The sequence below is a fragment of the Gemmata palustris genome (assembly GCF_017939745.1).
Classification (GTDB): Bacteria; Planctomycetota; Planctomycetia; order Gemmatales; family Gemmataceae; genus Gemmata; species Gemmata palustris.
Window position 1 is genome coordinate 2921343 of record NZ_JAGKQQ010000001.1, and the last position, 26362, is coordinate 2947704.

General features: G+C 65.2%; 17 protein-coding genes. 2 read left to right on the top strand and 15 right to left on the bottom strand.

The window, feature by feature from the left end:
* Nucleotides 1-153: 153 nt before the first annotated feature.
* Nucleotides 154-1602: a sigma-54-dependent transcriptional regulator gene (locus J8F10_RS11910; protein WP_246523199.1), complete on the top strand. Its 1449-nt coding sequence runs from the start codon at nucleotides 154-156 to the stop codon at nucleotides 1600-1602.
* Nucleotides 1603-1721: 119 nt separating this feature from the next.
* On the opposite strand, the gene J8F10_RS40315 is transcribed toward J8F10_RS11910, so the two are convergent.
* The 3 genes from J8F10_RS40315 to J8F10_RS11925 all read right to left on the bottom strand — a co-directional run bounded on the left by J8F10_RS40315 (nucleotide 1722) and on the right by J8F10_RS11925 (nucleotide 6812).
* Complete coding sequence (locus J8F10_RS40315; RefSeq protein ID WP_315854106.1) at nucleotides 1722-3608, bottom strand: DUF1559 family PulG-like putative transporter; 1887 nt, start codon at nucleotides 3606-3608, stop codon at nucleotides 1722-1724.
* A 69-nt stretch (nucleotides 3609-3677) separates the two neighbouring features.
* A complete protein-coding gene (locus J8F10_RS11920) occupies nucleotides 3678-5291 on the bottom strand; it encodes a DUF1559 family PulG-like putative transporter (RefSeq protein WP_210654036.1) in 1614 nt (537 codons plus the stop codon).
* A 120-nt stretch (nucleotides 5292-5411) separates the two neighbouring features.
* Nucleotides 5412-6812, bottom strand: a complete 1401-nt coding sequence (locus tag J8F10_RS11925; protein WP_210654037.1) for an undecaprenyl-phosphate glucose phosphotransferase — start codon at nucleotides 6810-6812, stop codon at nucleotides 5412-5414.
* 144 nt (nucleotides 6813-6956) lie between these two features.
* On the opposite strand from J8F10_RS11925, the gene J8F10_RS11930 reads away from it, so the two are divergent.
* Nucleotides 6957-7133: a hypothetical protein gene (locus J8F10_RS11930; protein WP_210654038.1), complete on the top strand. Its 177-nt coding sequence runs from the start codon at nucleotides 6957-6959 to the stop codon at nucleotides 7131-7133.
* Nucleotides 7134-7492: 359 nt separating this feature from the next.
* On the opposite strand, the gene J8F10_RS11935 is transcribed toward J8F10_RS11930, so the two are convergent.
* The 12 genes from J8F10_RS11935 to J8F10_RS11990 all read right to left on the bottom strand — a co-directional run bounded on the left by J8F10_RS11935 (nucleotide 7493) and on the right by J8F10_RS11990 (nucleotide 25892).
* Entirely contained in the window at nucleotides 7493-8704 is a 1212-nt protein-coding gene (locus J8F10_RS11935) for a tetratricopeptide repeat protein (protein ID WP_210654039.1), read from the bottom strand.
* On the bottom strand, nucleotides 8701-9711 hold the full coding sequence (locus J8F10_RS11940) for a hypothetical protein (protein WP_210654040.1): 1011 nt from the start codon (nucleotides 9709-9711) through the stop codon (nucleotides 8701-8703). The genes J8F10_RS11935 and J8F10_RS11940 overlap by 4 nt, the downstream gene beginning before the upstream one ends.
* Entirely contained in the window at nucleotides 9681-9971 is a 291-nt protein-coding gene (locus J8F10_RS11945) for a hypothetical protein (protein ID WP_210654041.1), read from the bottom strand. The genes J8F10_RS11940 and J8F10_RS11945 overlap by 31 nt, the downstream gene beginning before the upstream one ends.
* A 157-nt stretch (nucleotides 9972-10128) precedes the next feature.
* Nucleotides 10129-11316, bottom strand: a complete 1188-nt coding sequence (locus tag J8F10_RS11950) for a DUF1559 family PulG-like putative transporter (RefSeq protein WP_210654042.1) — start codon at nucleotides 11314-11316, stop codon at nucleotides 10129-10131.
* A 136-nt stretch (nucleotides 11317-11452) separates the two neighbouring features.
* Nucleotides 11453-12622, bottom strand: coding sequence for a PQQ-binding-like beta-propeller repeat protein (locus J8F10_RS11955; RefSeq protein ID WP_315854107.1), 1170 nt, complete (start codon nucleotides 12620-12622; stop codon nucleotides 11453-11455).
* A 167-nt stretch (nucleotides 12623-12789) separates the two neighbouring features.
* A complete protein-coding gene (locus J8F10_RS11960) occupies nucleotides 12790-14466 on the bottom strand; it encodes a c-type cytochrome domain-containing protein (protein WP_246524189.1) in 1677 nt (558 codons plus the stop codon).
* 66 nt (nucleotides 14467-14532) lie between these two features.
* A complete protein-coding gene (locus J8F10_RS11965; RefSeq protein WP_210654045.1) occupies nucleotides 14533-16944 on the bottom strand; it encodes a DUF1549 and DUF1553 domain-containing protein in 2412 nt (803 codons plus the stop codon).
* A gap of 74 nt (nucleotides 16945-17018) precedes the next feature.
* Nucleotides 17019-19484, bottom strand: a complete 2466-nt coding sequence (locus tag J8F10_RS11970) for a PPC domain-containing protein (RefSeq protein ID WP_210654046.1) — start codon at nucleotides 19482-19484, stop codon at nucleotides 17019-17021.
* Between the two features lie 56 nt (nucleotides 19485-19540).
* Nucleotides 19541-20911, bottom strand: a complete 1371-nt coding sequence (locus J8F10_RS11975; RefSeq protein WP_210654047.1) for a DUF1501 domain-containing protein — start codon at nucleotides 20909-20911, stop codon at nucleotides 19541-19543.
* A 49-nt stretch (nucleotides 20912-20960) separates the two neighbouring features.
* Nucleotides 20961-21620 carry a DNRLRE domain-containing protein gene (locus J8F10_RS11980; RefSeq protein WP_210654048.1) on the bottom strand — a complete coding sequence of 220 codons (660 nt, stop codon included), beginning with the start codon at nucleotides 21618-21620 and terminating at the stop codon, nucleotides 20961-20963.
* The gene (locus tag J8F10_RS11985) at nucleotides 21617-24430 is read right to left on the bottom strand and encodes a sigma-70 family RNA polymerase sigma factor (protein WP_210654049.1); all 2814 of its coding nucleotides are present in this window, start codon (nucleotides 24428-24430) and stop codon (nucleotides 21617-21619) included. The genes J8F10_RS11980 and J8F10_RS11985 overlap by 4 nt, the downstream gene beginning before the upstream one ends.
* 121 nt (nucleotides 24431-24551) lie before the next feature.
* Complete coding sequence (locus tag J8F10_RS11990; protein ID WP_210654050.1) at nucleotides 24552-25892, bottom strand: purple acid phosphatase family protein; 1341 nt, start codon at nucleotides 25890-25892, stop codon at nucleotides 24552-24554.
* Between the last annotated feature and the right edge of the window lie 470 nt (nucleotides 25893-26362).

Below are 26362 nucleotides of genomic sequence, written 5' to 3' on the forward strand. Positions count from 1 at the left end.
GAACGGTGAGGGCGCTGGGTCGTTCTCGTCGCGTCGTGCCAGTATTCGGAGCTTGGCCGCCCCGAAAACGTCCGGGGCAAAGCGCGGGTGTGTTCCACGGAACCGGTTCGGGCTGTAGAATACAGGTTCGGGTAATCAACGTAGGAACAGCGCATGGTTAATGACACGACTCCTGCACCTTCCGTGCCAGCCCCCTCACCGGCGCAACGGGTACTGGTCGTCGAGGACCTGGAAGACACCCGCGCTTCGCTCCAGGAACTGCTCCAGATGAGCCTCGGGCTGGAGGTCGATACCGCCGAGGACGGCGCCGCGGGTTTGGCGCTGCTCCGCACGAAGCCGTACAGCCTGGTCATCACCGACCTGCGGATGCCGAAGGTCGGCGGGATGAAGCTGATCGAGGCGATCCAGGGCGAGAAGATCCCCGTCACCATCATCGTTACCACCGGTCACGGGAACGTAAAAGACGCCGTCGAAGCGATGCGGATGGGCGTTTACGACTTCATGACCAAGCCGCCGGACCCGCAGCACCTCCAGCTCATCGTCCAACGGGCGCTGCGCGAGCGCACGCTCCGGGACGAGGTCGCCGCCCTGCGGCGCGAGCTCGGCGACCGCCACGCCTTCCAGAACGTGCTGAGCCGCAGCCCGAAGATGTACGACATGTTCGAGCTGATCGGCAACATCGCCGAGACCAGTTCGACGGTGCTGATCCGCGGCGAAACCGGGAGCGGGAAGGAGCAGGTCGCGCGCGCGATCCACCAGGCGTCCACCGCGATCCGGCCCGGCGAGTTCGTCGCGGTCAACTGCGGCGCGCTCAACGAGAACCTGCTGGAGAGCGAACTGTTCGGCCACGAGAAGGGGTCGTACACCGGGGCCGACCGCAAGCGCATCGGGCGGTTCGAGCTGGCCCACAAGGGGACGCTGTTCCTCGACGAGATCGGCGACGTGCCGATGTCGATGCAGATCAAACTGCTCCGCGTGCTCCAGGAGCGCCGGTTCGAGCGCGTGGGCGGGACGGAGCCGATCGAGGTGGACGTGCGCGTGGTCGCCGCGACCCACCAGGACATGGAAAAGCTGGTGAAGGACGGGAAGTTCCGGGAAGACCTCTATTACCGGCTGAACGTGGTGCGGATCGACCTGCCGCCGCTGCGCGAGCGCGTCGAGGACATCCCCGTGCTCGTGTCGCACTTCTGCGAGAAGTTCGCGCGCATCAACCAGAAGGCGCCCACCGTCAGCCCGGAAGCGATGGCCATGCTGACGAAGTGCGCGTGGCCCGGGAACGTGCGCCAGCTCGAAAACGCCATCGAGCGCGCTTGCGTGACCGCGCGCGACGGCGTCATCCGCACGAAAGACTTACCCCCGGAAGTGGGGCGCAAAGCCGAGGGCGGCAAGAACCCGTTCCAGGTGGACCTGACCCGCAAGCTACCGGACCAATTGGCCGAACTGGTCGCGGCGTTCGAGGAGCGGTACATCCGTCGCGCTCTCAAGCGCTCGCGGGGGCACGTGGGCAAGTGTGCGAAGATTACGGGGCTCTCGCGCCGCAGCATCACGGACAAGATTGCGCAGTACAAGATCGACAAAGCGCAGTTCAAGGGCGGCGAGTGAGCGGCGAAGTGCGCAACACCCGGCACCGCTCCCGCTAGTGCTGATCCCGGGACCGCAGACGTCCCGCCTGCTCTTCGGAAGAGGAGCGGGCGGAACGTCCGTGGTCCCGGGAAAAGAGATCACTTCGGCGCCTCTTTCACGGCCGGCGGAGGAACCGGGCGCGTCCCGAGCGGCGGGCGATTGGAGCCCGCTGCGTCCTCGGGATCGACGGTCACTTCGCCGCCGTCGATCGTGACATACGGCCAGAACACTTCCGGTTTGAGATTGGTCGGGAACATGCTCACGCTGCCGTCGAAGCGCAGCGCGGGAGTTCGGTCCCAGCCCTTGTCGCCGAGCGGAGGAACCGCCCCGCCAAACGGCAGGTCGCCGGGCTTCGACCAGATGACGCCCTCCCCGGCCTCGATCACCGCGAGCGTGTTCGAGGTGCCGTCGTGGATCGACGTGATCGCAAGACCGGTCTTTTCCCCCTGCCGCAGCCACGGGCGCCCGAAGATCCCCTTCGGTTGGGGCTTTTGCAGATCGGAGCCGACGAAGCCCTGATAGAACGTCTTGCCCTTCGTGTGGTCGCGGTCGGGCGCCAGGTATACCTTCGGCATCTTCTCGATGAGCGCCTTGTTGTTCGGCCCGTCCCACGCCTCGTCCATCTTGAACTGCTTGTAGAGATTGTCTTCTTCGAGATACGGTAACAGGTGAACGCGCCAACTGAGGAGCACTTCCCCGTTCGGCCCGTAGACGTTCGTGGGGAACTTACCGTTCGCGTCGTGATAAGCGTGAAGTGCGAGGCCGATCTGCTTCAAGTTGTTCATCCGCTGCTCGGCCTTCTTGCGGCTTTGAACGGCCTGGAGCAGTTCGCCGAACGCCTTCGACGCGGCGGGGCCGGCATCGACCTCCGCACTCGCGAGCACTGCCGTGCCCTCGGTCTTCACGGTGGCCTTCTTCAAGCTCGCGGCAAACGCGGTCACGATCGGCGCCGCGGACTTCTCGAACGGTCGGCGGCTCTCCTTCATCTCCGCGGCCCACTCGTTCAGCTTCTCGGCGACCGTCCCGATGCCCTCTTCGAGCACTGGAGCGGCCCGCTTTGCGGCGGTCGCGTCATCAAAGGTGAGCGCCAGCGTCAACTTCGCGGACTCGTTGAGATCGCCCGCGAGGACCGCGGTGCGCGACGCGAGCAGCGCGGTGTACGGCACCAGTTCGCGCGGCACGTGCCGGTCGAACTCGCGGAACACGGGCGGCAGGTGAATACCGGCCGCGAGCGTGTGGGTGCTTGCGGCCGCGAGCGCGTCGGCGAGCGGACCCGTCGCGTTCTTTTTCAGAGTCGCGCCGAGGAGCGCCATGCGCGCGCGTTCGCCGCTCGTCCCCCCGGGGAGAAACACGAGCGTGCGCTCATCGATCAGGAACAGCACGGAGAACGGGTTGCGTTCGAGCGCGTAGCACAGAGGTTCCGCGTCCCCGCCGTCCGCAGTTGCTGAGCACGAATCCGCGTCCTTCGGGTCGGGGGCCACCTCGATCGGGCGAGGGGCCGGGGACTTCACCTCTACTCTCGGCGGCGAACCACCGAAGCCGCCGCGTGGACCGCGCCCGGCATCGCCCTCGAACACGGGTTCGGCCTTCAGGCTCTTCAGCACGCGGACTTCGTTGAATGGCTCGCGCGTGGTCACGACCAGGATCGGCTCCGCCCCGCCGCGCGGGTCGAGGCGCGGCCAGAACAGCGTCACGCGATCGATCTCCGTCGGCGCCACGCCGATCACTTCGGTGAGCCCCGCGAGCGCGTCCGGCTGCTTCGCGAGTTGCGCGAGTACCGTCTTCAGGTCCGGGTTCCGTGCGAGATCGGAAACTTTGAGCGTGATGAACGCGCCGGCCGATTTCGGCACGACCGGCAGCGCGGAAGCCGCTGGTGGCGCCTCACCGGGGGCACCCGGTTGAGGCAGTTGTTGTGCGGTGGAGGGCGCATACAAGGACAGCCCGGCCATCAGTGCCAGCGCGGGCAACAGTCGTGGCTGGATCACGGTGAACACCTCGGGAAGAGGTAGGTGTTGAATGCGAAACAGCGGTTCACTTGGAACCGCTGCGTCCGATCACGGCAGGTTGATGATCTCGCCGCCCTGAATGGTGACGAGCGCACGGAGCGTCATCTCCCCGACCTTGCTCGGCCGGAGAACACGAACGCTGCCGTCGCCCATCGCAGCGATGAACTTGTCCGCGCCCTTGTCGCCGAGTTGCGGCAGCGGAAGTTTGCCGTCGAACGCGAGCACGTCCGGCTTGTACCACGGGACCGCTTCACCGGCTTCGACGATCATGAACGTGTTGCTCGTACCGTCGGTGATCTCAGTAACTCGCGGTCCCTTTTGTCCTTCCGTGAGCAACGGGCGATCGGTCCCCTTCGCGCCCTTTGGAAGAGTGAAGATGCGGAAGTACGTGTGCCCCTTCGGGGCCGGGCGCCCCGGGATCTCGAACACCTTCGGCATCTCCATCGCTTCGAGCTTCTTCAGGTTAGCGGGATCGTCCCAGGATTTCGTGAGATCGAGCACCTTATACAAGTTGTCCTGCTCGAGGTACGGGAGAATTTGGACGCGCCAGCTCCACGCGGACGGTTTGTCGCCGAACGGGTACACGTCACTCGGGAAGACCCCCATCGCGCTTTCGTAGTTGTACATCCCGAGCGCGAGTTGCTTGAGGTTGTTGAGCCCGCGCGCGCTGTTCGCGGCGGCCGCATAGGACTTGGGTAGTGCGGCGGCGAGCTTCGCGACCGCGTCCTGGTGAGGGAGGTCACCGGTCGCGAAGACATCGACCCCATTGGCCTCGACCTTCGTCGCTTTCAGGACCGCGATGAACGTCCCGAGCAGCGCGTATTCGGCCGAGTCCGCTTTCTCCTTGCGGACCACAAGGTCCTTCTCGGCCGCGTCCGTGACCTCACTCAGCCCTTCCTTCAGCACGGGTGCCGCGCGTTTCGCGCTCTCCGCGTCCGGGAACGTGATTTTCAGCGCGCCCTGGGCGGTCTTGTCGAAATCTGCTGCGAACGTCACCGTGCGCGCTTTGAAGAGGGCCGCGTAGGGGGCCAGTTCCTTGATCTGATCGACCCGTGCGAATTCGGCGAGCGGGCGGGCGTCCAGCGCGAACGCGATGTCGTGCTTTGTGGCGTCGGCCAGTGCGACCGCCAGCGGGCCGTCCGTCTTTTTCGCAACGAGCTGACCGACCAGCCCGGCGAGTGCGAGTTGATCGCGTTCGGGGACATACAGTACAGTCTGGTCATCCGCCAGCACGACGAGCGAAAACGCACCACCCTTGGTGCGAATAATGTTGCTACTCGCTCGCGGTTCGCGTTCGCCGTTCAAGAGCTTGATTAATTTCGCTTCGTTGTACGGCTTCTTCGTTGTGACGAGCAGCAGGGGCTCCGGATCGCGCGTCATGGCCGGCACGAACAGCGTCAGGCGCTCGATGTCGCCCATCGGCAAGCCGATCGCATCTTCCGCCGGGCCGGACTTTTGCGCGACGAACCAGTCGCGGAGCGGTTTGAAATCGGGGTTGTCCCACAACTTGCCGACGTTCACCGTGAGGAACCCGAACGAGTCGGTGGGTACGACCGCGAGTGCCGACGGTTTCGCGGGGGTTGCCGGCGGTTGTGAGGGCGCGGGGGGTGCCGTGGCCGAAACAAGAAGGAGCGGCACGAACAACGCGAGACGGGTGCGCATAGGAGAACTCCGGGAGCGAGACGTGCGGGCCGACGGTCCCAGAGATAATACCGCGAAGCGCGCGCCGGGGCCAACACCCGCCAACGGGCTTTATCACGTCTTCACACCGGAGTCATTTCATCAATATGCGTGTTTCTGCTTTGAAAAGAGCATGCGCCAGACCGTGAGGAACACGATCCGCAGATCGAAAAGTGGGTTCCAGTGACTGATGTAGTAAAGATCGAACTGAACGCGCTTGCGGAGCGACGAGTTCCCGCGCCAGCCGTTCACCTGTGCCCACCCGGTGATCCCGGCTTTCACCGCGTGGCGGGCGTTGTAGTTGGGGATCGACTTCGCGAACTGCCGCACGAACACCGGGCGCTCCGGGCGCGGGCCGACGATGCTCATGTCGCCCCACAGCACGTTGAAGAATTGCGGCAGTTCGTCCATGTTCGTGGCGCGCAGGATGGCCCCCAACCGCGTGCGCCGCGGGTCGTTCTTCGCGGTCATCTGCGGGCCGTTTGCTTCCGCGTCCGCGCGCAGCGAACGGAACTTCATCATCATGAACGAGCTGCCGTTCAGCCCGCACCGCTCTTGCCGATAGAGGACCGGGCCGGGACTGGTGAGCTTGACGAGCGCCGCGATCAGCGCCATGAGCGGCCCGGTCAACACGATCGCGACGAGCGCGAGGCAAATATCCATGACGCGCTTCACGACCACGTTCAGCCCGTGGTGCGGGTTCTCGCGCAACCCGACCACCGTCATGCCGTGGATCTGAGTCGTGGTGAACGTCATGCCCGCGATTGCCGGGAGATCGGCGATGAGTTGCACGTCCACGACCGTCTGCGACAGGGCCGTGAACACCCGGCGCGCGTCCGCGTAGCGGTTGAGGGGGAGCGCAACGAATACGTGTTCGATGTGGTGCTTTTCAACGAGTTCTGGCAACTCCGCGAGGGAGCCGAGGAGCGGCAAATCTGCCCCGGACCCGCGGTGCGCATCGTCCTCGACGTAGCCCAGGGGTTGAATGCCGGACCAGTTCACAGTGCGAAGCGTGCGCACCGTGCGCCGCGCGAGCCGGCCCGTGCCGACGACCAGCGCGTGACTCTGATTCACCCCGCGCGCACGGAGCCGGCGCATTCCGGTCCAACTGGCGCGCCGGGCCACGAGCAAGGAGCAAAGTGTCCCCACGGCGAACATCACCATCGCGCCGCGGGACTCGTACTGTGCTTGGCGGGCGAAACTGGTCGCCATCACAAGAAGGGACATCAGCCCGACGCCGCGAGCCACCGCCGCGAGTTCTTCACGGAACCGCCGCAACCGGTGGACCTCGTACATCCCGGCGATTCGGTACGCGATGCCCCCGACGAGCAGAATGAGCGGTAGCGTGCGGAGGTACAGAACGAAGTCTGGAACACCGCGGTGCGCGGTGAAGAAACCCGAGTGGAACCGCACGAAGTACGCAGCGACCCACGCCCCTGCTGTAAGGGCCACGTCCCAAACGAGGAACCAAGCAACGAGTGACTGACTGACTCGGCGGACCATCGGGCGCCCCTGCCCTTCGTTCTACGCGCCATCGTAGCGCGGCCCGAGACGGTAGCACCCGTGCCGCGCCGCGTCAAGATGGGTAGAATTCCCATCGACATTGCGCGCCCGCCGCGCTCAGTCCCAGTGACCGAGGACCGATCCGTGCCGAACTCCGACCAGTTGCTCGCGAAGCTTTATGCACTACGTAAGGATTATGCCGACGACCCCGAAGACGAGACGTATCAGGCGCTGCACCACGCCTTCCTGTTCATCAGCTACAACATGGCCGCCTTCAAGGACTATGTGAAGAACGAAGCCGAGAAGGAAGAGAAACAATAACGGGCGCGCGGGTGCGGGGCCTCGATCGGACCGACCCGAACCACACCGGGTGGCTGGCTCAAATGCGTGCATTCCGGCAGGCACTGGGGTCCGAGCGCCGGGCGCGGCTCCAACTTGTACAAGAGCGACAGCCAGGCGCGTACCCCCGCGGCACGGCACCCGACCGACGAGCGGGTGCGGGTGGCACTCGATGATGTGATGCACCGGGGCTGAGGAGCAATCATCCGATTGAGCGCGCGAGTGCAGAAGGTGGAGAGGCCGAGCCCCGGTGCGACGCGCGCGCTCCGGCGCGCAGCCGAGCGACGCGGACCCGTGTCGGTGGCGCGGCGGGTTCGTAGTCGGGCGCCCTTCTGAACGCCTCAAATTGCGTGCCACGACATGCACGCGGGAGTGGACGTCTCGATTTGTCGGATCAGTTTGGCCGTTGGCCCCCCGAAGCGGGCGGGATCGAGTCGGGCGGCTTCGCGGAGGTGTTCGAGCGCCAAACCGGGGCGCCCGCCGTCGTGGTAGTGCTGCCCGAGCTGAAAGTGAAAGTGCGCGGCGCGATCCGGTAGCACTTCGAGACCGTATTTTAGGGCACGTTCCGCGTCCGCCGGGCGCCGATCGGAGCGGGCGTTAAATGCCCGCCCTTCAATCGCGGTGAAGCACGCCTCGCGCGCCGGCGGGCTCATTTCCGCGCGCGGGGAAAACTTTTCCAGCACGCGCGAGTACAACTCGTCACTTTCCGCCCACCGCTCCTGGTCGCGGTGGACGGTCGCGAGGAGCAGCGCCACGGTGTCGTTCGCAGCGAGGGGTTCGAGCAGCGTGGCGGCTTCGTCGAGCCGATCGATTTGAATCATCAGGAGCGCGCGGTTGAGTCGGTCGCTCGGTTTCGCGTTCGCCGGGAGCGGTTGGTCCCCGGACCGTTTGAGTCGTGGAATCGTCGTGGCGAGATCCTTGCGAATCGCTGCGGGCAGTTTCTTACCAACGGGCCGATCGCTCCCGAGTTCGATCAAGCCCGTCAGCACGGCATCGGCCCGCACGATCCGTTCGCGCTGGATCAAGTCGCCGGCCTGTTCGGTCCGCGCTGCAACAACAGCCTCGGCGAAAAGGCCGCACGGGAGAACCGCAACCCCCGTTGCCAACCCAAACAGCACCCCGGGATTCATAAGCAGGCGGGCATTTGAATCAGATGTGCCCGTGGCCACAATACACCACGGCAACGCCATCACGAAAGCGATCGCGGCGCGAAGCACCAGGAGGGGGACCGCCCCGAACTCCCCCCCACTGATGGCATCGCCGAATGCCGGGCACACCTGCGTACCGAGCGCGGCGGCTCCGACACCGATTCCCGCCCACAGTGCTCCGGTCGAACCGTTCACCGCGGGGACCGAGCGCAGCCACCCGGCAACGAGTAACCCCAGCGGCAGTGCGGTCACGAGGTGCGCCACGAGCACGCGCGCCCACCCGAACGGCGCCGCGGTCAGCCCCGCGGCGAGGCGCTCGTCTGTGTCCCCGAAGTGTAGAATGCCGGCGGGAACTACCACCGCGAGAACGCACCCGGCGGCGAAGCGCAAATCCGAGGGCATCATGGTTGCGTAACCCCCAGGGCCGCGGCCGTTTCCGGCCGGCGCAGTTTCCAGATCATCCCGTCGAAGGCGTAGTGAACGAACGCGGCCCACAGGTTCAGTCCCTGCCAGAGCACGACCAGCCCACTATCCGGGCGCGACGCCAGCACCCCGACCGAACCGAGCGCGAGAACGTACCCGCCCAGAAACAGCGTCCAGTACCGGGCAAGTGTGCGGAACCGGCCCGGGCTCCCGACCGCCTCGCGCCGGCGCGCGTAGTGCGTAACGATCGCGAGATACTCCACCGCGTGGAACATGGAACCGGCGGCGGCGAAGATCACCACGAACCCGGACCAACCGAAGTGCAAGCTGAGTACGAACCCGGTGTAGAGCGCGCACACGCTCGCGAGGTACGCGAGCTTCCCGATCCGGTCGCGTGTGGCTCCGATGAAATTGGTGAGAATGAGCGCGACCGGAACCACGAGCACGGCCCAGTCGGTTCCCTTTAACCACGGAAGGTACGAAGTGTCGGCCTCGATCCCGCCCGTGGCCCACCCCGCGGCGCGGAGCGCGCCGTAAGTCACGAAGGCGCGCAGCCCCCAGCGCTCGAGCCACGCGGACCCGCCACCGACCTTGCGCGCGTACATGCGGAGCACGCCCGCGTGCTGGCTCGCAAAGTGCCAGGAATTCCAGATGTAATCGACGAGTGCGAGGCAGAGGAACGCGCCGGTGCCGAAGAACGCCCCTGTTACGAGAACGGCCACGAGCGCTGCAACGGCTACGAGTTTGTGTGTTTGGGCGCTGCGCCGGTCCGTGTCGGTGAGGACGAGGACGAGCGTGATCCACCGGTGGGGGAGCGTGAGGAAATAGACCTGCCAGAAATCGATGGCCGTATCGGTCCGGGTCGCGAGCCCCGGGAGCAAAAGGAGCAGCCAGCCGAGGTTCGCGAGGAAGAGCAGATCGAAGACCGGGGAGACGATCCACCCCCGGTTCGCCGCAGTTACGGGAGCGGGGCGGTCTTGATCTTCCACTTGTCCCCTTCCTTCTCGAAGGTCCACTCGACCTCACCCACCTTTTCTCCCGTTGGCTTGTCGATCCGAACTTTGCAGGTCGCGGTCTCGCCCGCGATGGCCGGTTTGCCCTGAACCGCGTAATCGTAGGGGGCGAGTTTCTTCGGGTCGGGCGGTTTCGTGCCCTTCACAAACATTTCGACCGTCCGTTTCTGGTTCCCCTTTGCGTCGTTCATGTCTTCGATGAGGAGCGCGACGCGCCGCCCCTCTTCACCGCCCATATCGGCCCCAGTGCCGACCCCCGAGGAACCGCAACCGACCGCGGAGAGCGCAAGAGCGATAGCACAACACGAGGCACGCGCGCCGAACATCGGAACTCCCCGCCAGTGTGTCGAAAACCGCGTGCCGGCCCAACGCCGGCACGCACAGGATCGGGTTTTAATCGATGTTCACGACCTCGCCGCCGTTCGCGGTACACAGTGCCGACCACTGCTGGGCGCTAATACCCTCGCGGATGAAACGAACGGACCCGTCGGCAAGTACCGCGTTGACTCCCCCCGTGTGCTTGCTGCGTGCGGCAACGGCCCATTGCCCCCCGGTGGTGGGATCGAGGTTGCGGTCTAAGGTGCAAAACATTGGGTCGCCGGCCGGTTTCGCAGCCAGATCACCCGAGGGGGGACACCCCTGGGTGATGTCCGTACCGCGCGAGTTCGGCGGGAACGCACCACTGAAAGAGTTGCCGCCCATCATTGGGCAGAGCATCGCACCGCGCACGTCCCGGTTCATGGCACTCGAGGTCGACGACGTTCGACCGTCCGGGACGTGATTGGCCAGCAGTTCGCTCAGCATTACGGTGTTCGAGGTGCCGTCGCCGATACCAGTGATTCGGGTTCCCTTACCGGCCGCGAACCGATCTCCGTAAGGGAATTTTTTGACGTCCGTTACGGCTTTGAACACGCCCGCGAGTTGCGAATTGCCCCGCGGCGTTGCGTCGCGCATGAACCCGCCACCGAAGCACGCGACGTAATTGCCCTTATACAGATTCTCGAGGTTCAAATCGTTGTAATGTATTTCGGACTGTTCCGCGCTGGGGCACTGCATGAATTTGCGGATGTAGCTCTGCGTGTCAATATCCGGGCGGCGCTGCGGGAGACCGTCCAGGTTGTCCCACGGGCACGACTCGTTCAGGTCGTCGGAAGCCACGCCCTGTTGAACGCGCTGGTCGAGCGTCGTTTGCTCCATGTAAGAGTTGACGTGCATCACCCACGCGGGGCCGAACACTTCGGCCCTCGTCACGATCCCGCCCCCTTGAGAACCCGTGACTACGAAGGCGGGGAAGTTCGGGTACGACCCGCGCACCGAGCCATCGGAGTTTTGGTTATTCGGCGCTGAGGTATACGATTCCGAAAAAGTCACGTAACCCGGCGGGAAGCTGCCCGTCGTGCTTTCCAGGTTGTGCATCGCTAGACCGAGCTGCTTCAGATTGTTCTGGCACTTCATGCGCGCGGCGGCCTCGCGCACCTTTTGCACGGCCGGGAGTAACAGTCCGATCAAAATGGCGATAATCGCGATAACAACAAGGAGTTCGATCAGTGTAAACCCACGCCAACGGTCCGGGCGGTTCATGAATGAGGCTCCGAGCAAGGGATGATGACCCAGCAGCGGGAACAAGTAGCCGACGGTACGCTACCCGCAATTCGTGAAGCCCTGATGTCGAGCACGAGAAGAAAATTAACCATTCATTAGAATCTATTATGAAGGGTCACGGGTGCTTCGCGGTGCCTTTCGCCCCGATGCACCACAGGCTCGTCGCGGAGCGGATGAACAACTGCCCGTCCGACACGGCTGGCGTCGCGTGGCACTCCTCGCCCAGTGTGTTCTTCGTGACCAGTTCGTACTCCTCGTCGGGCTTCAAGATGTACGTAGCGCCGTCGTCCGCGAGGCAGTAGATCAGGCCGTTGATGAGGAGCGGGGAGGCGTGGTGCAGGCGCGAGCCGAGGCGCTCGGACCAGAGTTTCTTGCCCGTTTTCGCTTCGAGCAGCGTTGCGATCCCGGAGTCCGACAGCACGAACAGGTGTTTCCCGAACGCGAGCGGTGAAGGGACGTAGGACGCAGTCTTCGTGTCGGACCACTTGGTGTGCGATTTGGTGACGTTACCGGTCCCGGTCGGGTCCAGCGCGACGAGCGTGCTGTTCGGGCTGGTGCCGGTCGCGAAGATCAGCCCTTCGGTGAACGCGACCGTCGCGACGAACTTGTCCGTGGTGCTGTCCGCGATCCAGAGCTGTTTACCGGTGGTGGGCTCGAACGCAGCAACCGACTTGCTCCCGGCCAGAACCACCTGCGCCTTCCCTCGCACCTCCACGAACAGCGGCACGCTGAACGACCGCACCCGGTTGGGGCGGTCGATCTTCCACTTCGTCTCGCCGGTCTTCTTGTCGAGCGCGGCGACGAACGCATCGCCGTCCGAATCGCCGTTAACAATCAGGAGATCGCCGAACAGTACCGGCGTTCCGCAGAACCCGTGTGCGGAGGTGAACCCGCCGAATGACTTCAACCAGAGCTGTTTGCCCGCGAAGGAGTAGCACGCGACCGCGACCTTCTCGCCGTCCAAAAAAGTGACCCACACGTGGGTGCCATCACTCGCGGGCGTGGAACTGGCGGGCGTATTGTTCTTGTGCATCTTTTCGGCCGTAGCGCTCAGCACGCTCTGCTTCCAGAGCAGTTTGCCGTCCTTGCGGTCGAAGCAGAGCAACATCCGGTCGGTCGTCGATGAATCGAACGACGTGAGGAAGATGTGCCCGTTCGAGACGACGGGCGACGAGTGCCCGGCACCGGGCACTTCGACCTTCCAAACGACGTTCTCGGTCGCGCTCCACTTGGTGGGCACCGCGGCATCGGTCACGATGCCGTCACCCTTTGGGCCGCGCCACACCGGCCAATCTGCGGCGCGGAGTGAGAGTCCGGGTGCGAGGATCAAAGCGAGGACGAGCAGGAGTCGAAGGTCGCAAGGTCGCAAGTCATAAAGTCGAGAACGTTTGCGTCGTTGACCTTCGACTTTACGACCTTCGACTTTATGACTTGAGACGGTTTGAACTGGCATCACTTTTTACCCTCCGCGCTTCCGGCCGCAGTAATTGCTGCTTCTGCTTCGACCACTTCGGCCTTCATCGCGAGCGCGGCTTCGCACAGTTGCAGGTAGGCCTTTGCGAGCGCCGCGTTCTTCGGGCTGCGAGCGGCTTCGTCTTTGAGTTTTTCCGCTGCATCCTCCACGGCCTTCAGTGCAATTCGCTTGCGGGCCAGTTCCGCCTGGAGAGCCGCGAGCGCGGTCGGTAGCGCGACCGGAGCAGCGGGTCGAACGGCCGCGACGGGCAGGTTCGGTGTCGGTACGGGGATCGCCGCCAGCGGTGCGAGCTTCGTTTCGAGTGGCAGAGCGAGTTTCACCCCGGTTCCGCCCGCGACCGGCCATGTCCGAACCGCGCCGGACCAGTCGCCGGAAAGGACCGTCTTCGCATCCGCAGTGAACGCGACTTTTAGCCCCGCGTCGTCCGCGGGGCCGAATTCGGCCGCGCGCTTCCCCTTCTCGTCCCACAGCTTCACGCGCCCGTCGCGCCCCGTGGTAGCAATCGCGCCAGAGAAATGGAACGCGATGTCCGTCGCCCCTCCGTCGTGCGCCTCCCACTTCGCAGCTTCGGTTCCCGCGTGCATGTTCCACACGCGCACCGTGTGATCTTCGCTGCTCGTTGCGAGCGCGTCCGAGTCCGCGCGCCACGCGATGCCCGTCACACCCTTCGTGTGCCCGCGGAGCGTGTAAAACTCCTTGCCGGATTTCGTTTCCCACACGTAGAGTCCGCCGAACCGGTCACCGGCCGCGACGAGCAACCCCTCCGGGCTGAACCCGACCGACAGCACCCAGTCCGTCGGCTTGCGAAACGTGTGAACGATCTTGCCGTCGGGTACGGAAACCACCTTCACGATGCGGTTGGGGCCGCCGAACACGATGCGGGTCTTGTCTGCAGAAATGTCGGCCGCGAGGACCGCTTCGTTCTCGTCGGCAACCGCGAATTGCCGTTTCCACGAACCGACTTCGTACCCGACGACGGCCCCGGACTGTCCGCCGACGCCGCCCGCAGCGAGCAGCACTTTGCCGTCGCGTGAGAACCGGAGAACGTGAACCTCGCCTTCTGGGAACGCGAGCGCTCCGAGCGCTTTGCCGGTGGGGAGTTCGTAGAGGAGAACTTGCCTCTTCCCCGGGACCGCGACGAGTGACGCGCTGGGACTGACCGCGAGCGCGGTGACGGGCGTGAGCCGTGACAACACGGCCACTTTGCCGAGCCCATCGAGGTTCTTCGGTGCGGGGGTTGGCGTGACCGTTGTTGAAGCCGCTCCGCCCGCCTTCTCGAGAAGTCCCCCCTCGATCCACTTGCGGAGGGTGTCGATTTCAGTTTGAGGGATCTTGGGGCTGTTCGGCGGCATCTTCGGGTCTTCGAGGTGCGCCGTCATCGTGTAGAGCGGGCTGACGTCCGGCTTCCCCTCAACAACCGCCCGGCCCGACACCCCGCCAAGCATCACGGCCGCGAAGTTAGAAAGATCGAGTTCACCGCGGGGGCGCTCCGCGCTGTGGCACTTCCCGCACCGCTTCGCGAGGATCGGGCGCACCTGGCCATCAAACGTGACCTTCGCATCGTCGGCCTTCTTCTCATCCGCACGCGCTGCTGGAGTCGCGAGTGACGAGTGATGAGTGATGAGTGCAAGTGCCAAGAACGTACACAGGCGCATCGTCACAGCGGTGGTCCTCGAGGTTAGCGAAATTGATCGGCCGGACTCATCACTCGTCACTTCGGATTAACGGTTGAAGATGAACTCGTTCGTGTTCAACAGCGCCCAGAACAGGTCTTCGAGCGCCTCTTTCTTGTCGGTCGCTTGTTCGAGCCGACTAGCAACCTTCGCGGTTTCGTTCGCGGTGGGCTTGCGACCCAAACACCGCAGGTACAGTTCTTCGGCCACTGCGCCCGGTTCTTTCTTTGCAGCGAGCAGTGCTTCAACCACCTTGCCCTCTCCGATCTTGCCCGTGGTGGTTTCACCGTTGAGCAAGTGCAGCGCCTGCGAGAGCGTGGGCGTGGTCTTCACTTCACACGTACACGCGGTGGCGCGGTTGGACCGGCCGAAGGTGGTGAGGAAGTAGTTCGCAGTGCGCCCGTCCGGGAGGTGAACCGCCCGCCCACCGAGCGGCAAATTGGGGAACCGGTTCGTCGTTTCGGTCACCTGCGTGATGCAATCGAGGAGCACTTCCGCGCGCATCCGGCGCACCGTCTGGCGCGCGAAGTTCCGCTCGTCCCACTCGTTCGTCGGGTTCCGCTTTGTCGAGAGCTGGTACGTGCGACTGAGGCAGATGTCGCGTGCGAGCTTCTTCACATCAAACTTGTACTCGGAGGCTTTCTTGCCGAGCGCATCAAGTAGTTCCGGGTTGCTCGCGGGGTTCGACACACGGACGTCGTCCACCGCGTCCACGATGCCCTTCCCGAAGAAGTGCGCCCAGACGGTGTTGCTGATGTTCCGGGCGAACGCCGCGTTGTCGGTGCTGGTCAGCCAGTCCGCGAGGGCCGCGCGGTAGTCCTGGCCCGGCTTCAGTTCCGGGGCGTCACCGCCCAGGAATTTCGGCTTCACGAGCCGGTCCCCGAGCGGGTGTCGCATCTCGCCCGAGCCGGCGTTGAAGACGGTGAGTTCGCGCGGGTCTTGTGCGTTCTTGTATCCGACCTGGCTGAAGAACGCGGCGAACCCGTAGTAATCGTCCATCGTCCAGCGGTCGAACGGGTGATTGTGGCACTGGGCACACTGGATGCGCGTGCCGAGGAACACCTGCGACACGTTCTCGGCCAGGAGTTGCGGCGTGGTTTCCGTCTGGAAGTAGTTGACGGCCGGGTTCTCGAAGGTCCCGCCGACGGCCGGGAGCAATTCGCGCACGACCCGGTCGATGGTCGCGCCACCGCGGATCTTGTCGCGGAGCCATTTGTCGTAAAGTTGTAGCCCCTTCTGGCTGATGCCGTTGATCGTGCGGATCTGCAGCATCTCGGCCCACTTCATCACCCAGATGTCCTGGAACTCGCCGCGATTGAGGAGCGCATCGACGAGCTTCTCGCGCTTCTTGGTGTCGGTATCGGCGAGGAACTTCTCGCGCTCCGCGGGGGTGGGGAGGAGGCCCAGCAAGTCGATGTACACGCGGCGCAGGAACACTTCGTCGGTACACACCTCCGAGGGGACGACGTGCAACTTGTTGAGCTTCGCGTAAACGTGCGTGTCGATGTAGTTGAAGACCGGCGTCTTCGGATCGGTGAACTCCGTGCCGGGCCGAACGATGACGGCGCTACCTTCCGTGAACTGATCGAACCGGGCGAGGATGAACGCTTCGCCCGGCCCGGTCCCCGTAATCACGCCGTCGTCGGAAACGGTCGCGGCCGCATCGTTGTTACCGACGAACACGGTGAACCGGGTCACGTCGCGGTCGGTACCGTCGTCGTACTTGGCGCGAACCACGAGGCGCTGGGCCTCGCCCTTCGTCGCGAACACCGCCCGCTTCGGGAACACCTCAATGCTCACCGGCTTGGCCGTGGCCTTCGGGTCTTTGGGCGCACCGGCTTCGAGCCAGCGCAGCATCAACAAGTAGTTCTCGCTCCCCGGCTCGATCCGCTTACCGCCGGTGTGCGGAACTTTGCCGGTGGACTTGTTGATGAGGAGGCAATCGTCCGGCGTCGCCAGATTCACCCGGCGCCCGCCCATTTCGCGAGTAATGCGGAAGTGATCGCCCTCGGGGTCGTACCCAAACAGCCCCAACCGGAACCCGTCCTTCCCGGACGCGGAGCCGTGGCACTTGCCCGTGTTGCAGCCCACTTTCGTGAGAACCGGCATCACGTCCGTGCGGAAGCGGAGCGCTTCCGCTTCTTGCGCCTTCGTCACCGTTACGGGCACCTGCGCTGAGAACGTGCCGAACGCGACGCTGAGAGTCGCGGTACCGTCGCCCGCCGGTGCGAGAAAAGCGTTCGTGATCGTGGCGACGGGCTTGTCGAGCGCGAAGGTGGCGCTGGCGGTCACGTCCTTCGTGCTGCCGTCGGCGAACTCCGCTTGCACGACGAGCCCTTGCCGGTCGCGCGCCGAGGTCAGCTCGACTTTGTCCGGCGCCACGGTGATTCGCACCGGCGCCGCCGCGCGGGCCGGCGCGGCGACAGCCACCAACACAGCAGCGATCAGCGCAAAACGCATAGGAAAAATCCTCGTGGTGGCCGGTCTTCGGTTCTTGGGTTTGTGGCGCGCGAGTTCCAACTCGTGTTCGGCAGTTACTTCTTCTTTTGTTCCAACCGCAGAGCATCGAGCGGGCTGAGCGGCTTGCCGGTCGCATCGGTCTTCACTGCTCCCGGCACATCGACCTTCAGCGTCCCGTCGCGCCCGAGCCGGTAGACGGCCTTCTGCCCGCCGACGGTGCCGATGAGTTCGCACACGAGCGAAGCGTGCGTTCCGGGAGGTGTGGTCGCGTCGATGGCGACGGTGAACTCGACCTGTTTCGCGTCCCCCTTCACTTGAACATCTTTCGCAGTTGCACGGGGGGGGAGGCCATCGAGTTTCGCGGTGAATGTCCCACCAATCGGCACTCCTTCGAGCTTGCAGACCACTTTGACAGTCTTGCCCTGCTCCCCCGCTGCGAGGTCGAATTTGCCCTTCAGCGGGGCTTCGGCGAGCTTGACCGAGAGCATCTCGGACGCGACCGGGGGCATCCCTTCGGGCGACCGGCGCGACCGGCGACCGCCGCCCCCCGCACCCGCGCCTCCCATTCCCGTTGGAGCCGCGAGCGGATCACGTGCAGCGCGCCCCGGGCGGGCGACGTTCGCCTCGGCGATGAGCTTCCACTCGCCCCGCTCGGCGTCCTTGCTCGCGACCAGCGTGACGACGGCTTCTGTCTTGCCCGCGGGGATAAGAACCGCGGTCGGAACCTCGACGCCGGGCGGCAAGCAGGGGAAAGTCACTTCAACCGGATCAGCAAAGTCTTTTGCGCGCGTGATGCGCACGGTCACATCGAGCGTCCCATCGGCGGCGATCGGCGCGGCCGGCGGAACGATGCTGACCGACAACGGCGATTCCTCCACGACCACGATCGCGAGTTGTGTGAGTGTGACCGCGTGAAGGGCCGAATCCCCCGGGCCGCGCACGAGAGTGACTTGCTGCGTGAAGCCACCCGTAATTGGCACCTTCGAGTCACCGGCGCTCCCAGTCAGTTCAATCAAGCGCCCGCCAAGTGGCGCGTCCGCAGCGGCCTCGAACACGACGGGCAGGAGGTACTCTTCCGCGGGCAGCGCGTTCAGTCCGACCTTCACGCCCGCGGGCAGTTCGCTCGTGGCGAGGGTGACCGGCCCGGTAAATCCATCACGCCGAACCGCGAGGTAGGCGGTAACGCGGTTCCCGCGCGGCACGGTGATGACGTTCCGGTTCTGGGTCTTCCGGTTGCGCTCGGGCAGAAACACTGCGAGGCCCGTTTGGGGGCGATCGAGTTCGACGCGGTAGATGAACGCCGAACCGCCCTGCTTCCGCTTGTCGGTCACGCGGACGAAGTATTCACCGTTCGCGGGGATCGCGACCTGGAGCCGGCTGTCGTGCGTTTCGTCGTCGTCGTTGGCACCGATGAGTTCGCCGCCGGCGTCGAGCACCGCGACGACCGTATCGAGCGGCGACCCGACACGGAACGCGAACGCCTGCACATCAATCACGTCGCCCTTCTTGGCACGGAACCGGAAGTGGTCCGCGTCGCCGGGCTTCTCGATGATGCCGTTGAACGCGACCGGCCAGGCCGCCGCAGTATTTGCTTGCTTCAGATCGTCATTCGGTTCGATTTCGTTCACGTTCGGGAACGCGGACACGCGGAACGGATTGGGGGTCGGCGCGTTGCCGTTGAGATCGGAGGGGTAGAACTCGAACGGGGTGCCGACCTTCGGAAGTTTGACCCGCTCGGATCGCTCGCCCGCCGCGTCACCGAATAGCTTCACCGCGACTTCGGTTCCAGCTTGCCCGCCGGCGGGGAAGACCGCGCCGGGCCGGGTGAAGGTGCCGATGTGGAGCACGTAACGGTTCGTGTCCCCGCCCCCGAAGTTGGTGTCGTGTACTTGAACCACGTAGGTACCATCACTCGGCGCGAGGACCGTAACGAACGGATCTTGGCGGAACAGCGGAGTATCATCGACCGCGACCAGTTGTTTCCCATCCGGCCCGAATACGGCAATGGCCGTGTCGTTGAGTTCGCCACCCATTCGGACGCCTTCGACTTCGGCCGCGAGCCGCTGCCCCTTCTTCAGAGTGACCGCGAAGAAATCCGAGCCGCCCGACTCGACCACGCCCGCAACGCTCACATTCACCAGCACCGGTTGGGCCTGTTCGCGCGTGTCGTTGGGCTCCTTTTCGAGCACGACGGGGAACGGCGAGACGCGGAACGTGCGGAGTTCGGACACGCCGCCCTTGGTGCGCAACCGAAATGGGTATTCCCCGAGCTTGCAGTCAGGCGCCGACTTCAGTGTCGCGGTCACTTCGTTCTCGCCCTTCGCGGTCAGCTTCGTGCAGACCACGCCGGGTCTGTACATCATCAATTCTTGCGGATCATTTAGTCGCGCGCCGGTAATGGTCAGCGTGAACTCGGTCCCGCGCTGACCGACACCGGGTGCGACCCCTTCGAGGGTCGGGGGAGCAGAAAAGGAGTGGCCACAAAAAGGCACAGCAAGCGCAAACACAGTCAAGAGGACGCGGACCGAGGTGCAATTCATTTGTGATTCTCGTTTGTGCCCTTTGTGCTTTCTTGTGGCCATCACGTCTTCGGCTCTCAAGCCAACAGCCCCTTCACAATCTTGCCGTTCATGACGATCTGCTGCGGGCGGTTGCCCGGCGACATGAGATCCTTCTTCGCGTCGATACCGAGGAGGTGGTACAGCGTGTGGGCGTAGTCCTCGACGCCCAGCGCGTTCTTGGTCGGTTCGGCCGCGAGCGCGTCACTGGCCCCGTAGACCTGGCCGCGCTTGATCCCGCCGCCGGCCAGCACCACGCTGAACACGCGCGGCCAGTGGTCACGCCCGCCGCCCGCGTTCACCTTCGGGGTGCGCCCGAACTCGCTGTTCACCACGATCAGCGTGCTGTCGAGCAGCCCGCGCTGGTCCAGGTCGGTGGCCAACCCTGCGAGCGCGACGTCGAGGACCGGCATCTGCGTTTGGATGCCGTTGTAGTGGAATGCGTGCGTGTCCCACGACCCGAACGTGACTGTAACGAACCGAGCCCCCGCCTCGACCAACCGGCGCGCGATCAGGAACCGCGCCGCGCCGCCGTTGCGGAACGCGAGCGGCCCGGTCAGCCCCGCCATGCCGTAGAGCTTCTTGGTCTCCTCGGTCTCGTTCTTCAGGCTGAAGGCGTCGCGCACGGTGGGGGAGTTGAGCATCCCGTAGGCGCGCTGGTAGAAACTGTCCATCGCAGCGAGTTGGTCGTCCTTCTCGGTCTTCGCAAAGTGATCGTCGACGAGTTCCTTCCACTCCTTGCGCGTCGCGAACCGCGCGTCATCGACGCCGCGCGGCAGCGCCAGGTCGCGCACCGCGAACCCGGGCCGGCCGGGGTCGGTCCCCAGCGCGAACGGGCCGTACTGGTTGCTCAGGTACCCGCTGTTGAGGTACTGGCTGCCGGCGGTGGGCACCACGATGTACGGCGGCATGTCGTTCCGCACGCCGAGCTGCTGCGCGGTCACGCTGCCCATGCTCGGGTACGTCAGCGCCGGGCTGGGCCGGTACCCGGTGAACATACTGTGCTCGCCGCGGCTGTGGTCCACTTCCGTGTGCGTCATGCTGCGCACGACCGTGAGCTTGTCCGCGACGGCCGCGGTCTTCGCCATGTGCTCGCTGAACCGCACCCCGGTGAGCTTCGTTTCGACCGTATCGAGGATGCCGCGGTACTCCGCCGGCGCATCTGGCTTCGGGTCGAAGCTGTCCATGTGGGCGAACCCGCCCTGGAGGTAGATGTGGATAACGGACTTCGCCTTCGCCTCGACCTTACTGGCCGGTTCCGCGGCCTTCACCGCCGCTTCCATTTTGAGAAACCCGCCGAGCGACAGTCCGAGCCCCCCGAGCCAGCCGACGCGAATCAGGTCGCGGCGCGTGGGTCGGGCGAAGTGGGTCGGGTCCGCGGTCCAGGTACCGGGTTGCGGGCTGCTCATACTGATCCTCGCGGTTTGATGTTTTTGGTGTCTGGTGTTTAGTGTGGTGTCACTTCTTGGGCGGGGTGAACTCGACCACCAATTTCGGGCGCTGCTTTACGTCCTCGAACTCGGACGTGTAGAAGTCCCACCCGTTGCCGCCGGTGTTGATGAACACCCAGCCGTGGTTGGGCGCGCCGTTGGCCCACGCCTGTACGGTGTCCGTCACTTCAAAGGGGATGTCCGACGAACTGGCCGAGATCTTCCCGAACGTGAAACTGTCTTTCTGCTTCGAGGCTTCGAGCCCGTCGGCGGTGACCCCCGCGACCACGCTCGCCCAGGTCGCGGTGCGCTTCCACGGCACGAGCATCCGGTGCAGGTGAACCGTATCGCCCGGATCGAACGCGCTCACGACCATTTTGGCCGAATGGATGGCGGACTTCGGCGGGATCTGCCCGAGCTTGTCGCCGATGACGTTCTCGAACCGCATCAGAATTTGGCTCTCGCCGCCGTCGTTGTCGGCGTCGCTGCTCGCGTTCGGGTTCCCTTCGAGGCACGTGTTCGGCGACACGGCCCAGATTTCGATGTCCACGGTGCCGGCGTAGCCGTTCGCGCCGTCCTGGAACGTCACGGTCCGCTTCGCGCCCGTGCCCACAGGCGCGGGCGCATCGGCGGTGAACCCTGCCGCTACGATCGTCGCCCCCATGAGCGCTGCGAGAGCCACTTTCATCGCGTGCCTCCTTCAGAAGTGCCGGGCAGAACCACATCGGGAACCGTGATCGTCTTGCCTGAGCTGATTGTGAACTTGCCGAGAACGACCCGACCCGCGCCGGAACCGACCGCGATGGCGTACCGCGCACCGGGGATTAGCGCGGGCAGCTCGGCAATCCCTTCGGCGTTTGTCTTCGGGCGCGCCGGGTAGTTCGTCGCATCGAACCACTCGACCGGTTGCGGGTCCGCGAGTGGTTCGCCGATTTTCGAGCCGCTCACGCAGTCGCGTTCGACGAGCAGCGACAGCCCGATTTCTTGCCCCACCCTCGGCCTGCCATCAGCGCCGAGCACACGAAATCGGATCGTGCCGCACGCGAGCAGTTGGGCGCTCGGTTCCGGCGCCCCAGAGGTCACGGCGGTCAGATCAATGACCGCACCGACCCGGGCGCCCGGATCGAGCAGGTACGCGCGCGTCGTATACCCCTCGCGGCACCCGGGAACAGTGAACGCCGCTCCGCGCACCGGCGCGGGTAGGGCCGCGTACCCGCGCACCGGCGACACACGCCCCGACGCGAGCAGAAATATCGAGCCGCTGTCGGTGCCGGGGTGATGCACCGTGCCACTGATGGATCGCGCCGAGCGGAGCACGACCTTCACGGCGGGCACGTCTCCGCGCTCCGCGACTTCGATTCGTGCAATGTGGTGCGCGAAGATCGTGGTGTGAGTCGTGCCGGGGAGTTTCGCGGAAGCCGTCTCGAAGTCAGGAGTCGGGCCGTAGACGCGAACCGAACACGCCCCGGGCAACACGGGAAGTGAAAAACGACCATCGGACCCGGTGCGCGTGATCGCGTCGCGCCCGACGAGGACGTCGTCCTTCCATTCCGGGCGCGTGGCCGATTCGCGGCCCCAGTGAACCGCGGCGCCCGCGAGCGGCATCCCGTTCTCGTCCGTGACCGTGCCGGTGAGCCGGCGCCCGCGCGGTACGCGCACGACGAGCCGCTGGTCCGTCGAATCACTCGTCACCTCGATCCGGGTGCGCACGCCGACGTATGGCCCACTCTCGGCCAGTGGGTGAACGAGCACTTCCGCGCGGTCGTGCGGCGCGAGGCTTACGCGCACCCGCCCTCGATTATCTGTTACTGCGTCGATGTCGGCGGGGATGGACCGCGGGCCGAGGATGCCGTGATCGGTTGCGCAGAAGTGCGGGTGTGCCGCGACGCGGTCCGTGATGACCGTGACGCGCGCACCGACAAGGACCGCGTCGGTGTCGCCGGCCCGTACTTCGACCGTCAGCGGGCGCGCCGAATCGAGTCGGAACTCGCCCACCGCCCCGACCTTCACTCCATCGACGCGGAAGCTATCGAGGGCGAACCGCCGATCGAGTATGCGAACCCACACGTTCACAGAACCACCGAGCGCCGGGAGCGTGAACGTGCCGTCCGCGCTACTCACTACCGCGCTCGGCCACGCCGGTGGGGAAGTGAGGTCCGCCCGCCCCACGACGGGTTCCGCGACCGCGTCGCCGATCCGGACCACTTCGACACGCACACCGGCCGCCGGGTGCCCGGTTTTGTCGAGCAGTTTGCCCTTTAGATCGGACGCGGCCGCCAACTTCAGTTCGATCTCGCCCGGTGAGGGGCGCAGTCGGACCGGGAGCGTCGCGGGAGCGAAGTTCGGTCCCGACGCCTGCACGGTAACCACACGCCCCGAAAACCACGTGTCGAAGTCATCGGGCACGGACAGCGCGAATCGCCCCTCTGCGTCGGTGCGAGTCGTTGCGATCGCTTCGTCGCGTAACCCGCGCTCGCCCGGTCCGAATGGCCGGCGCGCCAGAGCTACGATTGATGCGCCCGCAACCGACTCACCTTTCGGTCCGCGAACCACACCCGTTACCGGCGTGTGCGGCCGGGCGGGGGCAACCCGCGGGTGTGCTTCGGCTTCGGGTGTTGGAGCCGGGGGCGATTCCGGCGAGATCATGAATGCGATCGCACCTCCGACGCAGACGACCGCAACCGCCAAGACCGCGAACACGGTACCAGTGCGGTTGGTCCCGTTCGCCACTGTCGAAGGTGCTGCGCTCGCAAACACACCCGCGCGAGTCGTGGGGAGCAGCCCCGTGCGCGCGACGACGAGTCCGGTTTCTACGGCTTGTGCGAGAAGAGCCGGCGGTGCGGCGGAAGCCGCGGGGAGTGCCGCCCCGGTGAGAACGGCTGCGAGGATCTTTGTCGCGGTTTTGCCGTGTTGAGCGAACCGGCGGCGCAGTCGTGTTTGGGCGCGGACGAAGCGCCGGTGAACCGCGGCCGTCGAGCACCCGAGTTCGAGGGCCGCGTCCGCGTAGGTGCGCCCTTCGAGACAACAGAGGACGAGAACGGCGCGTTCCGATTGTGACAGTTGCGCGAGTTCGTCGTCGAGGAGCATCCGAAGGTCGCTCGCGGCCGATTCGTCGTTGTGAGGCGCGACTTCGGCAACCCGCTCCTCAATGCGCCGTTGACGGGCGATCGAGCGCTGGAGGTCGATCGAGCAATCGCGCGCGACCCGAAAGAGCCATCCGCCGAGTGCTTCTTTGTTGAGGATGCGCTTGGCGTCGCGCGAGAGTCGGAGAAATGTTGCCTGGAGCGCGTCTTCTGCATCGGCCTGGTTGCGGAGCACCCGGAGGCACACGCCCCACACCAGTTCGCTGTGCCGCCCGACGAGGGCCGTGAACGCCTGCTCGTCGCGGGTCTGGATGAACCGGCGGAGCAGTTCGACGTCGGTCCGCGTGTCCTCTTTCCAGGAAGCCACGACGAACCGCAGTTGCCGAATCACGGTCGATCGGGGCTTTTCCGCCATGAATCCGCCCGCGGGTGTGCGAGTCAACACAAACAATGCCGCTCCGAGTCGTCCGCATTTCTCGCGGCGTTTCGGCATTCATCAGAGCTTCGCGCGTCCCACACAACCACGGGCGGTCCCGTTACCCGCCTACTGCCACCGCGCCGGTCTTCCGCTGACCGGTGCGGCTCGCGTCCATGACGCGGCCGTTCTCGTCCATCGCGAGGTGGAACCGCTCCCTGCCCTGGATGCGGTGGAGCGTGAGGTGGTAGTCGCCGCTGCTGGCCGCCAGGTACGTGAGCTTGTCCGGCGCTTGCGGGGCGCGGAGCCGGCCCCACGACCCGTCGCCGAGGAACAGCACGCCGTTGTCGTCCGCGAGCCCGCCGATCAGCGGCTTGGTGCGCTTGAACGTGTGGTCGTGGTGCTCCAGAACCACCGGCACGCGATACTTCTCGAACAGCGGAACCCAGTGCTTGCGGTTCCCGGCACCCGTACCGGTGCCCTCCTTACCGTCCGCGGGGACTTCGGCCTTGCGGAACGACGGGTACGCGGGGACGTGGTTCACCACAATCGTGTTCGGGTGATCCTTTCGGGCCTTGAGGGTCTTTTCGAGCCAGTCGGCTTGATCGCCGCCGATGGCCGAGGTGTGGCCCGTATCGAGCATCACCAGGCTCAGGTAGTCGCCGAAGTCGAGTGTGCTGTAGCCCGTATCGGGGAACAGGCCGTCGAAGAGCGCATAGTAGAACGGCGCCTTTTCGCGCGTCTTCCCGAACCCGCCGTCCACTTCGTGATTCCCGATGCACGTAATCATCGGGATCATGCGCCCGTTCTTCCCGACCATGTGCTTCGAGTAGTTCCGCAGGAACGCGAGACTGACCTCGACCGAGCGGCCGTTGTCGTACCCCAGGTCCCCGCCCACCACCGCGAACATCGGGTTCTGGCGCGCGGCCTGGATGTTGTTCGCGACCGCGTGGGCGTTCACCCCGCAATCGCCGCCCGAAACGAAGTGGATCGCGTCGTTCGCCTTCGCCGGCATCGTCTGGAACCGGTACACCGGCGACGACTTTCCGATGCGGAACTCGTAATCGGTCCCCGGAACCAACCCGGTCAGCTCGGTGCGGAACACCTTGAAGTCAGTTTTCGGGTACGGCTTCGTGCTTGTTGTTTGCGCCTTCCACACCCCCACGCGGGCGGTACCCGCCGCGATCGCGAGGTGCGCGGATGCGCCCAGGTTCGCGGGGCGGTAGTAGACCGAGGTGTCGGCCGTTTCGCCCACGGTGCCGACCCACTGCACGGTCATGGTCGTTGTTGGGTCGCGGTGCCACGTCAGGAACAGCGTGGTCGGTTGGAACGTGAAATCGTCCGGCCCGCCGACGAGGGGCGCGTCGAGCGCCGACCGTTGTGGCTGGGCGGCACGAATTGACGGCGCTAATGCGCCGGCCAGCGACGCTCCGAGGAGCGCACGACGGGAAAGGCCTGACATGCTGATTGGCTCCGAAATCGCGATTTAAGGTGCCACGGCGATTTTCTCGACCGGAGACCGCGATGACAGTGAATTGGCGGTGAAGACTGGGTGCAGATGAGAAATGCCTGCTGGCGCTGGAGATTTTACGCGCGACACGCGAAGAGATTCCGCGCGATCTTCACGCCGGCTTCGCCCGTTCGCCCGTCTTGTGCAAAAGCCGCGACCACCAAAGTGGGAGTTGCTGGAACGAACCCGAACCGCACAGGTTTAGTCGGCCTGAATGTGCTTATGAGTCGAATGCCGCCGGTGCTTCGTGCGGGAGATCTCCAACCGGGCTTGGCTCGTTCACAATATCGACTCTCGGGGGCGCTTGCGCCAGGCCGTCACGCTCCACGACCTCGAGGGCCGCGTACCCTCGCAGGCCGCCGAGGAACTCGGGTACTGGGTGGCCGAAGCCCACCGCCGGGTCGGGCGCGCGCCACAGTCCG

What these genes read in the sequence shown, in the direction of transcription:
- J8F10_RS11985 (WP_210654049.1), bottom strand. Translation starts at nt 24,430, where the DNA reads ATGGCGGAAAAGCCCCGATCGACCGTGATTCGGCAACTGCGGTTCGTC.
- J8F10_RS11920 (WP_210654036.1), bottom strand. Translation starts at nt 5,291, where the DNA reads ATGCGCACCCGTCTCGCGTTGTTCGTGCCGCTCCTTCTTGTTTCGGCC.
- J8F10_RS11950 (WP_210654042.1), bottom strand. Translation starts at nt 11,316, where the DNA reads ATGAACCGCCCGGACCGTTGGCGTGGGTTTACACTGATCGAACTCCTT.
- J8F10_RS11970 (WP_210654046.1), bottom strand. Translation starts at nt 19,484, where the DNA reads ATGAATTGCACCTCGGTCCGCGTCCTCTTGACTGTGTTTGCGCTTGCT.
- J8F10_RS11965 (WP_210654045.1), bottom strand. Translation starts at nt 16,944, where the DNA reads ATGCGTTTTGCGCTGATCGCTGCTGTGTTGGTGGCTGTCGCCGCGCCG.
- J8F10_RS11925 (WP_210654037.1), bottom strand. Translation starts at nt 6,812, where the DNA reads ATGGTCCGCCGAGTCAGTCAGTCACTCGTTGCTTGGTTCCTCGTTTGG.
- J8F10_RS11980 (WP_210654048.1), bottom strand. Translation starts at nt 21,620, where the DNA reads ATGAAAGTGGCTCTCGCAGCGCTCATGGGGGCGACGATCGTAGCGGCA.
- J8F10_RS11990 (WP_210654050.1), bottom strand. Translation starts at nt 25,892, where the DNA reads ATGTCAGGCCTTTCCCGTCGTGCGCTCCTCGGAGCGTCGCTGGCCGGC.
- J8F10_RS11935 (WP_210654039.1), bottom strand. Translation starts at nt 8,704, where the DNA reads ATGATGCCCTCGGATTTGCGCTTCGCCGCCGGGTGCGTTCTCGCGGTG.
- J8F10_RS11975 (WP_210654047.1), bottom strand. Translation starts at nt 20,911, where the DNA reads ATGAGCAGCCCGCAACCCGGTACCTGGACCGCGGACCCGACCCACTTC.
- J8F10_RS11960 (WP_246524189.1), bottom strand. Translation starts at nt 14,466, where the DNA reads ATGCGCCTGTGTACGTTCTTGGCACTTGCACTCATCACTCATCACTCG.
- J8F10_RS11910 (WP_246523199.1), top strand. Translation starts at nt 154, where the DNA reads ATGGTTAATGACACGACTCCTGCACCTTCCGTGCCAGCCCCCTCACCG.
- J8F10_RS11945 (WP_210654041.1), bottom strand. Translation starts at nt 9,971, where the DNA reads ATGGGCGGTGAAGAGGGGCGGCGCGTCGCGCTCCTCATCGAAGACATG.